The sequence below is a fragment of the Ramlibacter algicola genome (assembly GCF_016641735.1).
Classification (GTDB): Bacteria; Pseudomonadota; Gammaproteobacteria; order Burkholderiales; family Burkholderiaceae_C; genus Ramlibacter; species Ramlibacter algicola.
In genome coordinates, this window is record NZ_JAEDAO010000001.1 from 419,470 (window position 1) to 435,761 (window position 16,292).

At 69.9% G+C, this 16,292-nt stretch carries 17 protein-coding genes; 7 read left to right on the plus strand and 10 right to left on the minus strand.

The features are described from left to right. Positions 1-6: 6 nt before the first annotated feature. From cphA to I8E28_RS02040, 3 genes are all read left to right on the plus strand, one after another. A complete protein-coding gene (gene cphA / locus I8E28_RS02030) occupies positions 7-2,583 on the plus strand; it encodes a cyanophycin synthetase (RefSeq protein ID WP_200786181.1) in 2,577 nt (858 codons plus the stop codon). A 179-nt stretch (positions 2,584-2,762) separates the two neighbouring features. After that, positions 2,763-3,023, plus strand: a complete 261-nt coding sequence (locus I8E28_RS02035) for a hypothetical protein (RefSeq protein ID WP_200786182.1) — start codon at positions 2,763-2,765, stop codon at positions 3,021-3,023. A gap of 65 nt (positions 3,024-3,088) precedes the next feature. After that, positions 3,089-3,604 carry a TlpA family protein disulfide reductase gene (locus I8E28_RS02040; RefSeq protein ID WP_200786183.1) on the plus strand — a complete coding sequence of 172 codons (516 nt, stop codon included), beginning with the start codon at positions 3,089-3,091 and terminating at the stop codon, positions 3,602-3,604. 44 nt (positions 3,605-3,648) lie between these two features. Here I8E28_RS02040 and merP read toward each other — a convergent pair whose 3' ends face one another. The 4 genes from merP to I8E28_RS02060 all read right to left on the minus strand — a co-directional run bounded on the left by merP (position 3,649) and on the right by I8E28_RS02060 (position 7,976). After that, positions 3,649-3,930 carry a mercury resistance system periplasmic binding protein MerP gene (merP, locus tag I8E28_RS02045; RefSeq protein ID WP_200786184.1) on the minus strand — a complete coding sequence of 94 codons (282 nt, stop codon included), beginning with the start codon at positions 3,928-3,930 and terminating at the stop codon, positions 3,649-3,651. A gap of 14 nt (positions 3,931-3,944) precedes the next feature. Then, complete coding sequence (locus tag I8E28_RS02050; protein WP_200786185.1) at positions 3,945-4,337, minus strand: mercuric transporter MerT family protein; 393 nt, start codon at positions 4,335-4,337, stop codon at positions 3,945-3,947. Between the two features lie 11 nt (positions 4,338-4,348). After that, complete coding sequence (locus tag I8E28_RS02055; RefSeq protein WP_200786186.1) at positions 4,349-5,464, minus strand: transglutaminase-like domain-containing protein; 1,116 nt, start codon at positions 5,462-5,464, stop codon at positions 4,349-4,351. A 184-nt stretch (positions 5,465-5,648) separates the two neighbouring features. Then, positions 5,649-7,976, minus strand: a complete 2,328-nt coding sequence (locus tag I8E28_RS02060) for a hybrid sensor histidine kinase/response regulator (protein ID WP_200786187.1) — start codon at positions 7,974-7,976, stop codon at positions 5,649-5,651. Positions 7,977-8,121: 145 nt separating this feature from the next. Here I8E28_RS02060 and I8E28_RS02065 point away from each other — a divergent pair, with 145 nt between their 5' ends. The 3 genes from I8E28_RS02065 to I8E28_RS02075 all read left to right on the plus strand — a co-directional run bounded on the left by I8E28_RS02065 (position 8,122) and on the right by I8E28_RS02075 (position 10,172). Then, complete coding sequence (locus I8E28_RS02065; RefSeq protein WP_200786188.1) at positions 8,122-8,703, plus strand: NnrU family protein; 582 nt, start codon at positions 8,122-8,124, stop codon at positions 8,701-8,703. Positions 8,704-8,985: 282 nt separating this feature from the next. After that, positions 8,986-9,855, plus strand: a complete 870-nt coding sequence (locus tag I8E28_RS02070) for an SDR family NAD(P)-dependent oxidoreductase (RefSeq protein WP_200786189.1) — start codon at positions 8,986-8,988, stop codon at positions 9,853-9,855. Further along, positions 9,855-10,172: a hypothetical protein gene (locus tag I8E28_RS02075; RefSeq protein WP_200790470.1), complete on the plus strand. Its 318-nt coding sequence runs from the start codon at positions 9,855-9,857 to the stop codon at positions 10,170-10,172. Before I8E28_RS02070 ends, I8E28_RS02075 begins: the two co-directional genes overlap by 1 nt. Positions 10,173-10,281: 109 nt before the next feature. Here I8E28_RS02075 and I8E28_RS02080 read toward each other — a convergent pair whose 3' ends face one another. The 4 genes from I8E28_RS02080 to minC all read right to left on the minus strand — a co-directional run bounded on the left by I8E28_RS02080 (position 10,282) and on the right by minC (position 12,727). Continuing rightward, positions 10,282-10,746: an SRPBCC family protein gene (locus I8E28_RS02080; RefSeq protein WP_200786190.1), complete on the minus strand. Its 465-nt coding sequence runs from the start codon at positions 10,744-10,746 to the stop codon at positions 10,282-10,284. A 101-nt stretch (positions 10,747-10,847) separates the two neighbouring features. After that, positions 10,848-11,114 (minus strand): cell division topological specificity factor MinE, encoded by a 267-nt coding sequence (minE, locus tag I8E28_RS02085; RefSeq protein WP_200786191.1) that lies wholly within the window; start codon positions 11,112-11,114, stop codon positions 10,848-10,850. A 2-nt stretch (positions 11,115-11,116) separates the two neighbouring features. Continuing rightward, positions 11,117-11,932, minus strand: coding sequence for a septum site-determining protein MinD (gene minD / locus I8E28_RS02090; RefSeq protein ID WP_200786192.1), 816 nt, complete (start codon positions 11,930-11,932; stop codon positions 11,117-11,119). 21 nt (positions 11,933-11,953) lie between these two features. After that, positions 11,954-12,727 (minus strand): septum site-determining protein MinC, encoded by a 774-nt coding sequence (gene minC, locus I8E28_RS02095; protein WP_200786193.1) that lies wholly within the window; start codon positions 12,725-12,727, stop codon positions 11,954-11,956. Between the two features lie 151 nt (positions 12,728-12,878). On the opposite strand from minC, the gene I8E28_RS02100 reads away from it, so the two are divergent. Then, the gene (locus I8E28_RS02100) at positions 12,879-13,394 is read left to right on the plus strand and encodes a hypothetical protein (RefSeq protein ID WP_200786194.1); all 516 of its coding nucleotides are present in this window, start codon (positions 12,879-12,881) and stop codon (positions 13,392-13,394) included. A gap of 88 nt (positions 13,395-13,482) precedes the next feature. Here the strand turns inward: I8E28_RS02100 and I8E28_RS02105 are convergent, their stop codons facing one another. Further along, positions 13,483-14,949, minus strand: coding sequence for a UdgX family uracil-DNA binding protein (locus I8E28_RS02105; RefSeq protein ID WP_200786195.1), 1,467 nt, complete (start codon positions 14,947-14,949; stop codon positions 13,483-13,485). 15 nt (positions 14,950-14,964) lie between these two features. Then, a complete protein-coding gene (locus I8E28_RS02110; protein WP_200786196.1) occupies positions 14,965-16,221 on the minus strand; it encodes a putative DNA modification/repair radical SAM protein in 1,257 nt (418 codons plus the stop codon). Positions 16,222-16,292 lie beyond the last annotated feature (71 nt).

Here is a 16,292-nt window from a genome sequence, read left to right on the forward strand (position 1 = left end):
CCCGCCATGGACATCTCCCGCATCCGCGCGCTGCGCGGCCCCAACCTGTGGAGCCGCCACACCTCCATCGAGGCCGTCGTGGCGTGCGCCGAAGACGAAGTCTCGGTCGCCGAGCGCCCCGGCTTCGAGGCCCGCCTGCGCACCCTGTTCCCGGGAATCGGCGACTTGCCCACCAGCGGCCCGGTGTCGCTGGCCCATGTGCTCGAGGCCGCGGCATTGGCCCTGCAGGAAGAAGCCGGCTGCCCGGTGAGCTTCAGCCGCACCCAGGCCACGGTGGAACCGCGCGTCTACCAGGTGGTCGTCGAATACAGCGAGGAGGCGGTCGGCCGCCTCGCCTTCGACCTCGCGCAGCAGCTGGTCACGGCCGCGTTGGACCCACAGGCCGCCTTCGACATCGACGCCGCGCTCGCCCGCCTGCGCGAGACCGACGAGGACGTTCGCCTCGGCCCGAGCACGGGCTCCATCGTGCAGGCCGCGGCAGCGCGCGGCATCCCGTGGCGGCGCCTGACCGACGGCAGCCTGGTGCAGTTCGGCTGGGGCAAGCACCAGCGGCGCATCTGGGCCGCCGAGGTCGACCAGACCAGCGCGGTGTCGGAATCGATCGCGCAGGACAAGGACCTGACCAAGCAACTGCTGCGCGCCGTCGGTGTGCCGGTGCCCATCGGCCGCCCGGTCGTCGACGAGGCCGATGCCTGGGCCGCCGCGCTGGAGGTGGGCCTGCCCGTGGTGGTGAAGCCCCGCGACGGCAACCAGGGCAAGGGCATCACCGTCAACCTCACCACGCGCGACGCCATGGCGCTGGCCTACAAGGCCGCGGCGGAGATCGGCGAAGTGATGGTCGAGAAGTATCTGGCCGGCAACGACCACCGGCTGCTCGTGGTCGGTGACCGGCTGGTCGCCGCCGCGCGCCGCGAGCCGCCGCTGGTGGTGGGCGACGGCGAGCACACGATCGCGGAGCTGGTCGCCAGGGTCAATGCCGACCCGCGGCGTGGCGATGGCCACGCCACGTCGCTCACGAAGATCCGCATCGACGACATCGCGATCGCGCTGCTCGCCGAGCAGGGCTTCACCACGGACAGCGTGCCGGCGCGGGGCCAGCGCGTGCGGATGCGCCACAACGCGAACCTGTCGACGGGCGGCACCGCGACCGACGTCACCGACGACGTGCACCCCGAGGTGGCCGAGCGCGCGATCGCCGCGGCGCAGATGGTGGGGCTGCACGTGTGCGGCGTGGACATGGTGTGCGAGAACGTGCTCCAGCCGCTGGAGGAGCAGGGCGGCGGCATCGTGGAGGTCAACGCCGCGCCCGGCCTGCGCATGCACCTGTCGCCGTCGTACGGCAAGGCGCGCAACGTCGGCGAGGCGATCGTCCACCACCTGTTCGAACCCGGGCACGACGGCCGCATCCCCACCGTCGCGGTCACCGGCACCAACGGCAAGACGACCACCGCGCGGCTGGTCGCGCACCTGTTCGCCAGCAGCGGCCTGACGGTCGGCATGACCAACACCGACGGCGTCTACGTCGATGGCCGGCAGATCGACTCGGGCGACTGCAGCGGCCCGAAGAGCGCGCGCAGCGTGCTGATGCACCCCGACGTCGAGGCGGCGGTGTTCGAGACCGCGCGCGGCGGCATCCTGCGCGAAGGCCTGGGCTTCGACCATTGCCAGGTCGCGGTGGTCACCAACGTGGGCGCCGGCGACCACCTGGGGCTCAACTACATCACGACGGTGGAGGATCTCGCCGTCCTCAAGCGCGTGATCGTGCAGAACGTGACGCCGAAGGACGGGTATGCGGTGCTGAACGCCGCCGACCCCATCGTCGCCGCGATGGCGCAGACCTGCCCCGGCAAGGTGATCTACTTCGCGGCCGACCGCCACCACGCCGTCATGGCCGCGCACCGCGCGCAGGGTGGGCGCGTGGTCTACGTCGATCCCGCGCTGGACGGCGGCTCGGTGGTCGCGGCCGAGGGCACCTGGCGCCGCCACGTGCGGCTGGCCGACATCCCGATCACCCGCAACGGCACCATCGGCTTCCAGGTGGAGAACGTGATGGCCGCGGTCGGCGCGGCGTGGGGCGCGGGCCTGGCGTGGGACGCCATCCGCAGCGGGATGGCGACCTTCGTCAATGACTCGCACACCGTGCCCGGCCGCTTCAACGTGATGGACTACCGGGGCGCGACCGTGATCGCCGACTACGGCCACAACCCGGACGCGATGCGCGCGCTCGTGGCGGCGGTGGATGCGATGCCGGCCAAGCGCCGCTCGGTGGTGATCAGCGGCGCCGGCGACCGGCGCGACCAGGACATCCGCGACCAGACCGCCATCCTGGGCGCTGCCTTCGACGACGTGCTGCTGTACCAGGACGCGGCCCAGCGCGGGCGCGCCGACGGCGAGGTGATGGCGCTGCTGCGCCAGGGGCTCGACGGCGCGAGCCGCACCACGCACGTGGAGGAGATCCGCGGCGAATTCGCCGCCATCGACGCCGCGCTGGCCCGGCTGCAGCCCGGCGACTTGTGCCTGGTGCTCGTGGACCAGGTGCAAGAGGCGCTGGCCCACCTGGCGCGGCGGGTGGCGGACCACTGAAGCGCAGCTGCTGGTTCGCCGCATTCCCCGCTCGTCGCGCTCGCCCCGCAGATGCGAGGTCAGGCGTACACTGTCCCGTCTCGACCTCCGCCGCCCTCCTTCGTGCCCTGGGCCGGCGCTTCCGCGATTCGAAGCGGGTCGCTTTCTTGCCGATGCACTTCGTTTCCAGGAGTGCCCCCATGCGACCCACCGACGGCGACCACGCCGATTCCATCGACATCCGTGTCCACAGCGCCTTCAACACGTGGGACCTTTGCCACTGCGCGGTCAGGGACCTGCGGCCGGGGTACGACCGGGCGCTGCGTCACCATGAGCAGGAGGGCGGACCCGAGCCCATCGAGCTGCGCACGAGGTTGCGTGCGACGCAGGACGAGTGCGATGGGCTGTTCTTCCGCTTCCTGAAGGTGGCCGAGGAACGGTCGCGGGCGAGGTACATCTAGGCGTCGTTCCGGGGACGCCACTCACCCTACCCCCTCGACGACGAGGGAGGGGGTAAAACCCTTCCATGGACATCTCTCGCCGTCGCTGGCTCGCGGCTGCTGCTGGTGCGCCCTGGGCGTTGCCGGCGTTCGCTGAACAAGGAAGCCAGCACCGCGCCTGGCCGCGCCAGCGCGCGACGCCTTCACTTCAGCTGCCGGCGCTCGATGGCACGACGTGGTCACTCGCCGCTGCGCGCGGCAAGCCGGTCTTGCTGAACTGGTGGGCCAGCTGGTGCGAGCCGTGCCGGGCCGAGATGCCGTCGTTGCAGCAACTGGCGGCGCAGCACCAGGGGCAGGGGCTGCAGGTGATGGCGGTGAACTTCAAGGAAGGCGAACACGCCGTGCGGAAATTCCTCGGCGCGACCGGGCTGTCACTGCCCGTGCTCTACGACCGCGATGGCGCCGCTGCCAAGTCGTTCGGTGTGCGCATCTTCCCGAGCACGGTGGGCATCGACCGGCAGGGGCGGGCCCGGTTCGTTGTCACCGGGGAAGTCGACTGGGCTGGTGCCGATGCGCGCCGCTGGGTCGCGGCGCTGCTTTAGGAAGCGGTGGATCCCCGCCTTCGCGGGGACGACGGCAAGCGCGCTTACTCGGCGAACGACGGGTAGCCGGCCGCTTCGGTGGCCTTGGTCAGGGCGGCGACGTCGGTCTTTGCGTCGTCGTACGTGACCTTGGCGTTCCGGCGCTGGTAGCTCACCACCGCCTTGCTCACGCCCGGTACCTTCATCAGCGCCACGCGGATCGTGACCGGGCACGTCTCGCAGTCCATCGTGGGGACGGACAGGGTCACTTGCTTCTGGGCGGCAAAGGCCGGCGCGGCGGTGACGAGCAACGCAGTGGCGGCAAGAGCGAGCAGCTTGTTGTTCATGCGAGGCCTCGGGATCATTCGTAGAACAGCGGCGCCACCAGCGGCACCAGCAAGGGAATCAAGGTGAGCACAGCCACCAGCCAGAACCAGCGGCGGGCGATGCCGACGGCAGGCGAGCACGTGCCGTCGCGGCAGACGGCCTCTTCACCACGCGCCGGCCGGTACAGGCGCCAGGCGGCAAACGCGAGCGCCGCGAAAGCGACGACCAGCAGCACCGGCGTGTACGCCTCGAGCACGCGCATGTGCACGATCCACGCGCCTGAGATGCCGACCAGCGCGAATGCCAGCGGCAGCACGCAGCAGCTGGACGCCAGCAGCGCGGCCAAGCCGGCGAGCGTCAGTGCCGAAGCGCTGCTGCGCGTGCCTTCCGGCGGCGGCGTGACGGGGTTGCTGGTGGTCGACGGCATGCGGGCGAAGCTCAGGCCTTGATCTCGCGCGCCGTGATCTGGTACGCGAAGCTGTCGGGGTCGTACGGGTCGCGTGCGGCGCCGCCGCTCTCGGCCTGCGGGTACATGAAGAAGCCGAGCTTGCCGCGCTTCGCGCCAGGCAAGGCGATGTCGCTGGCGGTGTTGTAGCCCATCCAGTTGCCTTCCCAGCTGCCGAACAGCGCCTTGCGCACCGGCGTCACCACCGGGTGGCCGGCGTCCTTGATCCACTCGGCCGTTTCCTGGCGCATCACCTTGGTGACGTCGGCCGGGTCCATGGCCACCCAGCCATGCGCCTGCAGGTACACCTCGGCGCGGCAGTGCTGCGCGCCCTTCAGGCTGGCCGGGTTGGCGCCCAGTTCGCGGTAGCCGAATTGGCTGGGCACCAGGCGCACGCCGTAGATGTCGCGGGCCGGCACGCCGGCCGCGCGGCACAGGCCGACGAACAACGCGTTGATGTCGGCGCACTTGCCGCTCAGGTTGCCGGTCTCCAGCATGGCCTTGATGTCGCCTTCGCCGCAGCCCTTCACCTTGGGTTCGCGGTAGGTGCTGACGATCACCCAGTCGTAGATGCGCTGCACCTTCTCGCGGTCGTTGCGCGAGCCCAGCACGATCTGCTTCGCGATCTTGCGCACGATGCCGTCGGTGGTGATCAGCTCGCTCGGCTCCAGCCAGCGGCGCAGGTCCGCGGGATCCGCCGCCGGGCCGGCATCGCGCGACTGCCAGTCGACGGCGCGGTCCTGCGTCTCGACGCGGCTGGTCAGCACGACGCTGGGCTCGGGTGTGGTCTTGTCGAAGCGCGCGACCAGCACCTTGGCGCCGGTCTGGCCGTCGGCGCCCAGCTTCACGTCGCCGCCGTTGGACGTCCAGCTGACGTCGCGCGTGCGTTGCCACGGCGTGTCCAGCGACGGCACCGGCACCCAGACCAGCGACTCGCCCTTGGGCTGGCGCAGGGTCACGGTGGTCACGACGTCGAAGGTGCGCCAGCCGCTGGGCTGCGGCGCAAAGCGGCGTGCGGCTTCCTGGGCATGCAGCGAAGGCAGCGCGCCGGCGACGAGGGAGGCGGACGCGGCCTGGACGAGGGCGCGGCGGGAGAGGGTGGGACGCATGGGCAGGGTTCCGGAGAGAGGCGCCGGCCTGGTGGCCTGGGCAAGGGGCGATTGTAGGAAAGCGGGGGCATCCGCGCTGCCACCCCGTCATTCCCGCGGAGGCGGGAATCCATCGCTTCCGTCTCCTTCGAGCTGCGCGCTGAAAGCGATGGGTCCCCGCCTCCGCGGGAACGACGAAGAGGGGTCAGGCCGCGCTGCGCGCCTTCACCGCCACGAGTGCCGTCTCCAGCGCACCGATGTCCGGCGGCTTGGCCAGGTGGGTGTCGAACCCGGCCTCCGCCGCCCGCCCGCGGGCCACGTGATCCGCGTAGCCCGACAGCGCGATCAGGTACACGCCGTCCAGGTCGGATTCGGCCCGCAGCGCGCGACCGACGTCGTAGCCGCTCAGCGTGCCGGGCAGGCCGATGTCGCTGATCACCACGTCGGGCCGCAACCGCCGCGCCAGGTCGATGCCGCTCGCGCCGTCGTACGCCAGCTGCACCTCGTGGCCGCCCAGCTGCAGCAATTCGCCCAGCGTGTTGGCGGCGTCCTGGTTGTCCTCGATCACCAGGATGCGCAGCGGTTCGCTGCCCGCACGCCCCAACGGTGCCGGGCGCGAGGCGCGCTCGGCGCGCGCCAGCGGCAGCGTGATGGTGAAGCGCGCGCCGCGTCCGCTGCCGTCGCTTTCCGCCAGCACGCCGCCGCCGTGCAGCTCGACCAGGCCCTTGGTCAGCGCCAGGCCCAGGCCCAGCCCGCCCTTGCTGCGCGCGATGTCCTGCGCCGCCTGCGCGAACGGGTCGAACAGCCGCACCAGCAACTCGGGCTCGATGCCGATGCCGGTGTCGCTGACGCCGATGCGCACCGTGTTGGTCGCCCTGTCGGCCGAACACTCGACGCGCACCTGGCCCGGCCCATTGCTGAAGCGCGCCGCATTGGTCAGCAGGTTGCCGACCATCTGCGCAATGCGCACCGGGTCCCCTTCCACCCAGGTCGCCTCGTCGCAGCCTGTCACGTGCAGTTGCTGCTGCGCAGCCGCCAGCGTCGCGCGGTAGTCGTCGGCGGTGTTGCAGACGATGTCGCTGAGGTCGCACGGCTCCTTGCGCAGCGTGAGCTTGCCGCGCGCGATGCGGCTGACGTCCAGAAGGTCGTCGATCAGGCGCGCCATGTGGCTCACCTGGCGGTCCACGATCACGCTCACGCGGCCCAGGCGTGGCTCGGCCAGGTCCAGCCGCTTGAGGATCTCCACGGCGTTGCGCACGGGCGCCAGCGGATTGCGCAGCTCGTGCGCCAGCACCGCGATGAATTCGTCCTTGCGGCGGTCGGCTTCGCGCAGCTGCTGCTCGGCGCGGCGCTGCGCGTCGACGTCGGTGTTGGTGCCGAACCAGGCCACGATGCGGCCGGCATGGTCGCGCAGCGGGAACGCGTGCGACAGGAACCAGCGGTACTGCCCGTCGGCGCCGCGCAGCGGGAAGGTGTCCTCCCACGGCTCGCCGCTGGCCATGTGGCGGCGGAACTTGGTGAGCACGCGCTCGACGTGCTCGGGATGGTGCGCCCACTGCCAGCCCCAGGACTTCATCTGCTGCAGGTCCGTGCCGGTGTACTCGAACCAGCGGCGGTTGTACCAGGTGATGTAGCCGGTGGCGTCGGTCATCCACGCCAGCTGCGCGATGTTGTCGGCCAGGCTCTGGAACATCGCCGCGTTGGCACGCGTGGCCAGCTCCGCTTCCTTCTGCGCCGAGATGTCGAGGACGAAAGCCACGCCTTCGTCCTCGCCCGTCAACGCCGCGCCCACCAGCACCCACACGCGGCTGCCGTCGGGGCGGACGTACTGCTTTTCCATCGGCGGCACGCGCCCTTCGGTGCGCAGCCGCTGCAGCGCCGCCCGGTCCTGGGGCGCGAACTCGGGCGGCGTGAGGGCGTCCAGCCACAGGCCGTCCACGGTGAACTCCTCGCGGGTGCGGCCCCAGATGCGCAGCACTTCGTCATTGGCTTCGACAACGCGGCGATCCGTGCGCCAGAACACGATGCCCAGCAGGTTGGTCTCGAACAGCTGCTGCAGCTGCGCGCGGCTGTGGCGCAGGTCGGCTTCGGCGGTGCGGGAGGTGTGCAGCGCGTCCTGCAGGCGGCGCTCGCGCAGTTCGAGTTCGTTGCGCGCCTGTTGCAGCTGCTCGTGGTCACGCTGCAGCCGGCGCAAGGCGGCGTGGCGCGTGGCGATCAGCCAGGTGGACAGGCCGCCCATCAGCAGGAACAGCGCGAGCCTGATCCAGTCGGTGGCCTGCGCCGGCAGCAGCGACCAGCGCGGCGGAACGAACAGCAGCTGTCCCAGCACCGCGCCAATGAGCAAGGCGACAAAACCCGGGCCGCCGCCGCCGTACCAGGCCGCGAGCACCGGCGGGATCAGCAGCAGGATGAAGGGCGCCTGGCCGTGCAGCCACGGCTGCAGCGCCTCGCGCAGCATGGCGGCGAGCAGGCAGAGCACGGCCGCCACTGCGTAGCCGCGCCACTCCTGCCCGGTCGAACTGCTGCCTTGCATCGCTGGGCAATCTACGCAGCCGTCGGCTTGGCGGGCGTGGCAGTGCGGTAACTTTGCCCGCCAGCTATTTCCCATCCGCCTGCCGGCGCAGTCGCACGCCGCTGGCGCGGCAATAATCCGCACGACACAACCGTTGGAGGTGGCCATGGCGATGCTGGTACTGGGATTGGTGCTCTTCCTGGGCGTGCACTCGACGCGCATCGTCGCCGACGGCTGGCGCACGCGCACGATCGCACGGATGGGCCCTGGCGCCTGGAAGGGCCTGTACACCTTGGCGTCGCTGGTCGGCTTCGCGCTGATCGTGTGGGGCTACGGGCTGGCTCGGCAGCAGCCGGTCGCGCTGTGGTACCCGCCGCGCGGCATGAACCACGCGGCCGCACTGCTGATGGTCATCTCGTTCGTGTTCCTGGTCGCTGCCTACGTGCCCGGCAACGCGTTCAAGGCCAGGCTGCACCACCCGATGGTGATCGGCGTGAAGGTGTGGGCCTTCGCGCACCTGCTGGCCAACGGCAACGTCGCCGACGTGGTGCTGTTCGGCAGCTTCCTGGTGTGGGCGATCGTGGACTTCGCGTCCGCGCGCCGGCGCGATCGCGCGGCCGGTGTCACGTATCCGCCCGGCCGCACGCAACCGACGGTGATCGCGGCGCTGGTGGGCCTGGTGGCCTGGGCCGTGTTTGCGTTCTGGGGCCATACGTTCCTGATCGGGGTCAGCCCGCTGGGGGTTTGAGGAGGCGGCGCGGCGCGCGCCCCGACCTTTGTCATTGCGGCCTCATGACGGCCACGCGTGACCGGGACTTTGTCATGGCGGGCTCGACCCGCAATCCACACGAAGCCACGCTAGCGGCGCACCAGCATGGACGCCGGAATGACAACTGCGGCGCCTCTTCGCCTGTTGCGCCTGCTTGCGCTGCGACACAAGGGCACACGCGCGCCCGCCGTCGTCCGACACCAAGGACGAGCACGCGCTTCGCAGAATGCATCGCAACCAGGCAAGACAGGGAGAACCTCCATGGAAGAAGCGAAGCGCGCACGGCCGCTTGCGGTCGTGACCGGCGCGTCGTCCGGCATCGGCTACCACCTCGCGGTGCTGGCCGCGCGGCACGGGTACGACCTCGTGCTCGCGGCCGACACGCCACTGCAGCAGGCGGTGCTCGATTGCCAGGCGGAAGGCGCGGTGCGCGTCGACGCGTGCGAAGTCGAGCTGGCGAGCAAGCAGGGTGTCGATGAACTGCTGTCGAAGTTGCAAGGCCGCGAGATCGATGCGCTGCTGGCCAATGCGGGCCACGGACTGGCCGGTGCGTTCCTCGACCAGGCGTTCGACGAAGTGCAGCACGTGATCGACACCAACGTCACCGGCACGATCTACCTGATCCAGCAGGTGGCGCGCGGCATGGTGGCCCGCAAGCAGGGGCGCATCCTCGTCACCGGATCGATCGCGGGCTTCCAGCCGGGGTCGTTCCACGCGGTCTACAACGGCAGCAAGGCGTTCGTCGACTCGTTCGCGCACGCGCTGCGCAACGAGCTGAAGGGCACCGGCGTCACGGTGAGCCTGCTGATGCCGGGACCGACCGACACCGAGTTCTTCGAGCGCTCCGGGCTGACCGCCGCGGAGACCAAGGTCGGTGTCGACATGAAGAAGGACGACCCGGCGATGGTCGCGCGCGTCGGCTTCGACGCGATGCTCAAGGGCGAAGCCGACGTCGTCGCCGGCTGGAAGAGCAAGATGCAGGTGATCGCGTCGAAGGTCCTGCCCGCGCAGGCCGTCGCCGAGACGCACCGCAAGCTCGCGCAGCCCGGCAGCGCGAAGCACAACCACCCCGAGCACGAGGAAGTGCACCCGATCGGGCCCCATGGCCAGCATGACGAAGGAGACAAGTGATGACCAAGAAGCAGGATCACATCCGGTCCGAGCAGAGCCGCGACAAGCATCCCGAGCGGATCCAGAAGGGCACCGGCGCGGACAAGACGGTGCGCAGCCAGGCCAAGGGCAACACGGCCGACCACCAGCAGCCCGGCTCGCCCAAGGTCCAGAACGACCGCAACAAGATGGGCAACAAGGAAGCGACGCAGACCAACCAGGGCCAGCGCTCGCCGCAGGCGCGGCATGACCGGCAGAACCAGGCCGGCTCGAGCAACCAAGTGGAGATGCGCACCGGCGGCAAGGGCGGCGGGCGTTCGCCGCGCGGGGCGGGCTGACGGCTCTTTGTCATTCCGGCGCAAGCCGGAATCCATGCGGGCGTTCGCCCCTTCGTGTGGATTGCGGGTCAAGCCCGCAATGACAATCCCGGGCGGGGCATGACGAAGGTCACGCCTTCGCCAGCGCCGCCTCCAGGTTCGCCAGCATCTTCGACCACCCGTCCTCGGTGCGCTGGCGCACCTCGGGGTCCTTGAACCACGGCCCGAGGTCGTGGCGCAGCGTGAGCTCACAGCCATCGCCTTGCGGCTCGATGTCGAGGATCACCGTGGTCTCGTGGCCGCCGAACTGCGGCAGCCAGAATGTGAACGCGATGCGCCGCGGCCGGTCCAGCTGCAGGTAGCGGCCTTCGTGCCGCATGTCCATCGCGCTGTCGCCATCCACCGGCCGGTGGTCGACGACGACGAAGTGGCCGTTGACGCCCGGATCGATCTCGCACGTCGTCACTTCACCCGTCGGCGGGGTGGCGAACAGGAAGTGGCGCGCGACGTCCGGGTCGAGCCACGCGTCGTAGATCGTCTCGGCGGTGCACGCGTACGCGCGCTGCACGCGCAGGATGGTGGAAATCGAGCTCATGGCCCGGTTATCGCCGCGGGGCCAGCGTGGCGTCAAGCTGAGCCAACGGCTCCGTCATTCCCGCGGAGGCGGGAATCCACCGCTCCGGCCTTCCTGACGAATCAGAACCGCGACTCGGGCAGCTCGATCTTCACTTCGAGCACTTCCAGATTGTCGTGCCGATCCAGCTGCACCTTGATGTCGCGCTGGTCGATCTTGATGTACTTGCTGATCACCGCGACCAGGTCGCGTTGCAGCGCGGGCAGGTAGTCGGGCTCGGCGGCATTGCGACCCGAGCGCTCGTGCGCCAGGATGATCTGCAGCCGCTCCTTGGCGACGCTGGCCGTCTTCTTCTTTTCCCCGAGCAGGAACGAGAGCAGCGAGGCCATGGTCAGCGCCCCCCGAACAGCCGCTTGAGGAAGCCCTGCTTCTGCGCGTCGACGAAGCGCAGCGGCTTGTCGGCGCCCAGGAAGCGATCCACCACGTCCTTGTACGCCTCGGACACGTCGGTGCCCTTCAGGTGCACGGCCGGCGTGCCCTGGTTGCTGGCCTGCAGCACGTTTTCGCTCTCGGGGATCACGCCGATCAGCGGGATGCGAAGGATGTCCTCGATGTCCTGCAGCGAAAGCATCTGGCCCTGGTCGACGCGGTTCGGGTTGTAGCGGGTGACCAGCAGGTGTTCCTTGACCGGGTCCTTGCCTTCGATCGCGCGCTTGGTCTTGGACGACAGCATGCCCAGGATGCGGTCGGAGTCACGCACCGACGACACCTCCGGGTTGGTCACCAGCAGCGCCTCGTCGGCGAAGTGCATCGCCATCAGCGCACCGGTCTCGATGCCCGCGGGCGAGTCGCACACGATGTACTCGAAGCCCATCGTCGCCAGGTCGTTCAGGACTTTCTCGACGCCTTCCTTCGTCAGCGCTTCCTTGTCGCGTGTCTGCGAGGCCGCCAGCACGAACAGGTTGTCGCACTGCTTGTCCTTGATCAGCGCCTGGTTCAGCGTCGCCTCGCCGTGGATCACGTTGACGAAGTCGTACACGACGCGTCGCTCGCAACCCATGATCAGGTCCAGGTTGCGCAGGCCGACGTCGAAGTCGATGACGGCGGTCTTGTGGCCGGCCAGCGCCAGCCCCGACGCGAAGCTCGCGCTGGTGGTCGTCTTGCCGACGCCGCCCTTGCCGGACGTGACGACGATGATCTTTGCCATGAGTGCGGGTTCCTTTTCGGTCTAGCGCCCTCGCCCCAAAGGGGAGGGAGTGAATCCAGCCAGTGCTTCCATCACCAGCGTGCCTTCGGTGCCGCCGACCAGCCGCACCTGCGTCGGCTTGCCGAGCACTTCGGCGGGCAGCGGGACGTCACTGGTGCGGTACACGCCGGCGATCGAGAGAAGTTCGGGTTGCAGCGACAGCGTGACGATGCGCGCTTCGGCATCCCCGCGCGCGCCGGCGATCGCCTTGCCGCGCAGCGGGGCGTAGACGTGGATGCTGCCGTCGGCGATGACTTCGGCGCCCGGGTTGACCATCGCCATCACGACCAGGTCGCGGCCGCGCGCATAGACCTGCTGGCCCGAGCGCAGCGGCTTGTCGATGAGAAGGGCGCCCAGCGGTGGCTGCGCGGCCGCTGCGGGTGCGGCCTCGCGCGGCGCGGCAGCGGGGCGCTGCAGGGTGCTCACCGCGTCACTGGCGACGACCAGCCCGGCGCGCACGGCAGCGGCAATCTGCTTGGGGTTGCCGTTGCGCACGGCGATCGGCGCGACGCGCCACTTGCGCAGCATCGCCAGCAGCCGGGCGAAGTCGGGCACGTCCTCGCCGCCGCGCAGGGGGCCGAGGTCGATGACGAGCGCGTCGCCGTCGAAGAAATCGGGGATGTCGCCGAAGCGCTCCTTGAACTCGTCGGCCAGCGCGTCCAGGTCGGCGGACTTGAGCAGCAGCGACACCAACGGGAGGGTCGCGCTCTTGATCTCGAACGTGGCGGGCGAGCGGCCGGTGACGGCGACAGGCATGGGGTACTGCTACTTCTACTGCGACTGCTGTGCCTCGGCGAGGCCGGCGCATCTTAGCTTGGCTCGGCGGTGCCGTCCTACACATTGTGTTGCCGTCCGCTTCAGACATTCTTCACGTGGCGGCGGGACACTGGGTGCAAGGAGCAGTGCCATGCAGTCCCAACGTACGCTCTCGCAATGGATCGCCATCGCCGCCGTCGTGCCAGTGGTGGTGTTCACCTTCGGCCACGTGCACGGCCAGGCGCAGAACCAGGGCAGCACCGGTGCGCAGGCGACGTTCCAGGGCCGCCCGGCGATGGCTGGCGCACAAGCCGGCACCGGCGCGATGGCCGGGCCGCCGCAAGGCGGTGTCGCGCCGCAGTCGACGGACCAGCCCGGCGGCGGATTGGTGCTGCGGGCGCCGGAGTCGATCCGCAATCGCGACGTCACGCCCAAACAGCCGGACCAGGACGTGCCCCGCCAGGGCGAGCAGGCGGTCCCGCGCGATCCCGGCGTCGACGTGCCCAAGGACGGCGAGCTGTCGCCGCGCCGTGACCGCGACGACGGCGAGGTGATCAAGCGCGACCGCGACTCCGCCGGCACCGACCAGAGCACGGGCAAGAAGGTGCGCAAGAGCGCGCGGCGCACGCTGGAGCATTCGCGGCGCGGCGTGCCGTCGGTGCAGTAGGCGCGCCTGGCGGCGCTGCGCGTGGATTGCGGGTCAGGCCCGCAATGACAAGTGTCTTTGTCATTCCGGCGAAAGCCGGAATCCAGACTCAATGCTCGCCCTGGTCCAGAACCTTCCGCGCCTTCTTCAGATCCGCCACGAAGGCCGCGAACGCTTCCTCGCGTTCGCTCGGGTCCATGCGCAGCAGCGCCGACGGGTGCAGCGTCACCAGCACCTTCAAGCCATCCGCCCGCTCGAGCCACTTGCCGCGCTCGGCGGTCACCGCCACCTGGTGCCCCATGAGCGATCGCGCCGCGGTCGCGCCCAGCGCCACCAGCGCGCGCGGCTTCACCAGCGCGATCTCGTCTTCCAGCCAGTGCAGGCACGCGGCGGCTTCGCGCTGCGTCGGGCTCTTGTGGATGCGGCGCTTGCCGCGCAGTTCGTACTTGAAGTGCTTCACGGCATTCGACACGAACACCGCGTCGCGCGGCACGCCGACCGCTTCCAGCGCGCGATCGAGCAGCTTGCCGGCCGGGCCGACGAAGGGATGGCCCTGCAGGTCCTCCTGGTCGCCCGGCTGCTCGCCGACGAACATCAGCGGCGCGTGCAGCCGCCCTTCACCGATCACCGATTGCGTGGCGATCTCGCCGATCGGGCATTCGCGGCAGCGCATCGTCGCGGCCTTGAGCTCGTCGAGCGAATGGATGCCGTCGCGGTGCAACGTGACCACGGGGTCGCTGGCGACGGGCCGCGGCACGCGTTTGCGCGACGCTTCGCCGGGCTGCTCGATCATGCTGCCGATCCTTTCCGGCGCCTGCGCCGACAACTCGCCGATCAGGCGTGACTCGGGCAGGTTGTCCCAGTACTTGCGCGGCATCTCCTTCTGCATCTGCTTCATCTTCAGCCGCGCGGGATTGAAGATGCTGCGGTAGTAGGTCAGCCAGAGCTCCTCGCCCGCATCCGCAGGCGGCGCGTCGGCGCGGCTGGCCCCGGGCCCGAACAGCAGCTGCTCGCCGTCCCAGTGCACCGAGCGCCCGGGCGTGAGGATCGCCCAGCGCATGTTGGCGAAGCGCCGCGCGAACCAGGGCGCGACCGCCTCGACGATGTGGTGCATGGGCTCGAACCAGGCCACGTGCAACTGCTCGCCGGGATGGTCCTCGTCGGGCACCTGGCGAAAGCGCACGAAGGCCTTCATCTTGTGCATGTCGCGCCGCACGGCCTGCGCCATCTGCTGCGCCAGCTGCATGTCGGCGTCCAGCGGGTCGTTGCGCAGCGACGGCTCGTAGACCAGGCGCCACAGCAGCCGGTACAGCAGGGCGAAGCGCTGCGGGTCGTGGTGCAGCACGACCACTTCACACAGGCGCAGGAACGAGGCCGGCACGATGGCCGCGGCGGCGCGCGGCATGTTGGCGTCGACGCGCGAGGCGTCGCCACCGGGCTGCGCGAACAGGTCGGGGTTGTTCGCGCTATCCGTTTCCCACTCGACCTCGTCCGGCGGCACCTGGCGCGCCAACAGCTCGCGGGCTTCGTTGCGGAAGCCGGTCAGGTCGATTTCAGAGGACAGACGCGCGTGCATGGCCGGCCTCGTGCATCAGAACAGCACGCCTTGCTCGGCGCGCGCCGGCGGCTGCACCGCGCGCCGCGTGGCTTCGGCCCGCGGCCGGTGGTCCGCCAGTTCGACGAAGGGCAGCACCTTGCGCACGGGCACGTGCAGCCGCTTGAGATCGTCGGTGCGAAGACGGCGCACGCGCCGCGCCTGCAGCACGCGGTCGACGGCCTTCACGCCCAGGCCCGGCACGCGCAGCAACTGTTCCTTGGGCGCGCGATTCACGTCGACCGGGAAGCGCTCCGGATTCGCCAGCGCCCACGCCAGCTTGGGATCGACGTCGAGATCGAGCATGCCCTTCTGCGGCGTGATCTCGGCCGCTTCGAAGCCGTAGAACCGCATCAGCCAGTCGGCCTGGTACAGCCGGTGCTCGCGCACCAGCGGCGGCGCTTTCAGCGGCAGCGCCGGCGCCGCATGCGGAATAGGGCTGAACGCCGAGTAGTAGACGCGCTTCAAGTTGTACGAGCCGTACAGCTGCGCGCTGGTCGACAGGATGGTGGCGTCATCGGTGGCGTCGGCGCCGACGATCATCTGGGTGCTCTGGCCGGCGGCGGCGAAGTGCGGCGCGGGCGTGCGCTTCGTGGCGCCGGGCACGAAGGTCAACGGCTTGGCCTCGACCTCGCGCTTGGCCTCCTTCGCGTCGTCGATGTGCACGCGCAGCCGCGCCATCGAGCGCTTGATCGCACCGACGTCCTTCTCGGGTGCCAGCGACTGCAGGCTCGCGATGGTGGGCAGCTCGATGTTGATCGACAGCCGGTCCGCGTACAGGCCGGCACGCGCGAGCAGTTCGGGCGCCGCTTCCGGAATCGTCTTGAGGTGGATGTAGCCTCGGAAGTCGTGCTCCTCCCTCAGCTTGCGCGCGACCTCGACGACCTGCTCCATCGTGTAGTCGGCGCTGCGGATGATGCCGCTGGACAGGAACAGCCCTTCGATGCAGTTGCGGCGGTAGAAGTCCAGCGTGAGGTGCACCACCTCATCGACCGTGAACCGCGCGCGCTGGACGTTGCTGCTGGCGCGGTTGACGCAGTACAGGCAGTCGTACTGGCACCAGTTGGTCAGCAGGATCTTCAGCAGCGAGATGCAACGGCCGTCCGGCGCATAGCTGTGGCAGATGCCGGTGCCGTCGTTCGAGCCCACGCCGCGGCCGTCGAGCGAGTCACGCGCGCGCCCGCCGCTGGACGCGCACGACGCGTCGTACTTGGCGGCGTCCGCGAGGATGGCGAGCTTGGCGTTGAGGTTCACTGGATGATCGTACAGTGCTCGGCAGCGGGCCGCCCTGCGCCTCGCTTCGGCGGGATGTCCCCATCGGGAAT

Bases quoted from the DNA above. Each gene is read 5' to 3' on its own strand.
- I8E28_RS02075 (WP_200790470.1), top strand. From the start codon at position 9,855: ATGACCAAGAAGCAGGATCACATCCGGTCCGAGCAGAGCCGCGACAAG.
- merP (WP_200786184.1), bottom strand. From the start codon at position 3,930: ATGAACAACAAGCTGCTCGCTCTTGCCGCCACTGCGTTGCTCGTCACC.
- I8E28_RS02050 (WP_200786185.1), bottom strand. From the start codon at position 4,337: ATGCCGTCGACCACCAGCAACCCCGTCACGCCGCCGCCGGAAGGCACG.
- I8E28_RS02100 (WP_200786194.1), top strand. From the start codon at position 12,879: ATGCAGTCCCAACGTACGCTCTCGCAATGGATCGCCATCGCCGCCGTC.
- I8E28_RS02060 (WP_200786187.1), bottom strand. From the start codon at position 7,976: ATGCAAGGCAGCAGTTCGACCGGGCAGGAGTGGCGCGGCTACGCAGTG.
- I8E28_RS02105 (WP_200786195.1), bottom strand. From the start codon at position 14,949: ATGCACGCGCGTCTGTCCTCTGAAATCGACCTGACCGGCTTCCGCAAC.
- I8E28_RS02080 (WP_200786190.1), bottom strand. From the start codon at position 10,746: ATGAGCTCGATTTCCACCATCCTGCGCGTGCAGCGCGCGTACGCGTGC.
- minC (WP_200786193.1), bottom strand. From the start codon at position 12,727: ATGCCTGTCGCCGTCACCGGCCGCTCGCCCGCCACGTTCGAGATCAAG.
- I8E28_RS02040 (WP_200786183.1), top strand. From the start codon at position 3,089: ATGGACATCTCTCGCCGTCGCTGGCTCGCGGCTGCTGCTGGTGCGCCC.
- I8E28_RS02065 (WP_200786188.1), top strand. From the start codon at position 8,122: ATGGCGATGCTGGTACTGGGATTGGTGCTCTTCCTGGGCGTGCACTCG.
- minE (WP_200786191.1), bottom strand. From the start codon at position 11,114: ATGGCCTCGCTGCTCTCGTTCCTGCTCGGGGAAAAGAAGAAGACGGCC.
- cphA (WP_200786181.1), top strand. From the start codon at position 7: ATGGACATCTCCCGCATCCGCGCGCTGCGCGGCCCCAACCTGTGGAGC.
- minD (WP_200786192.1), bottom strand. From the start codon at position 11,932: ATGGCAAAGATCATCGTCGTCACGTCCGGCAAGGGCGGCGTCGGCAAG.
- I8E28_RS02035 (WP_200786182.1), top strand. From the start codon at position 2,763: ATGCGACCCACCGACGGCGACCACGCCGATTCCATCGACATCCGTGTC.
- I8E28_RS02070 (WP_200786189.1), top strand. From the start codon at position 8,986: ATGGAAGAAGCGAAGCGCGCACGGCCGCTTGCGGTCGTGACCGGCGCG.
- I8E28_RS02055 (WP_200786186.1), bottom strand. From the start codon at position 5,464: ATGCGTCCCACCCTCTCCCGCCGCGCCCTCGTCCAGGCCGCGTCCGCC.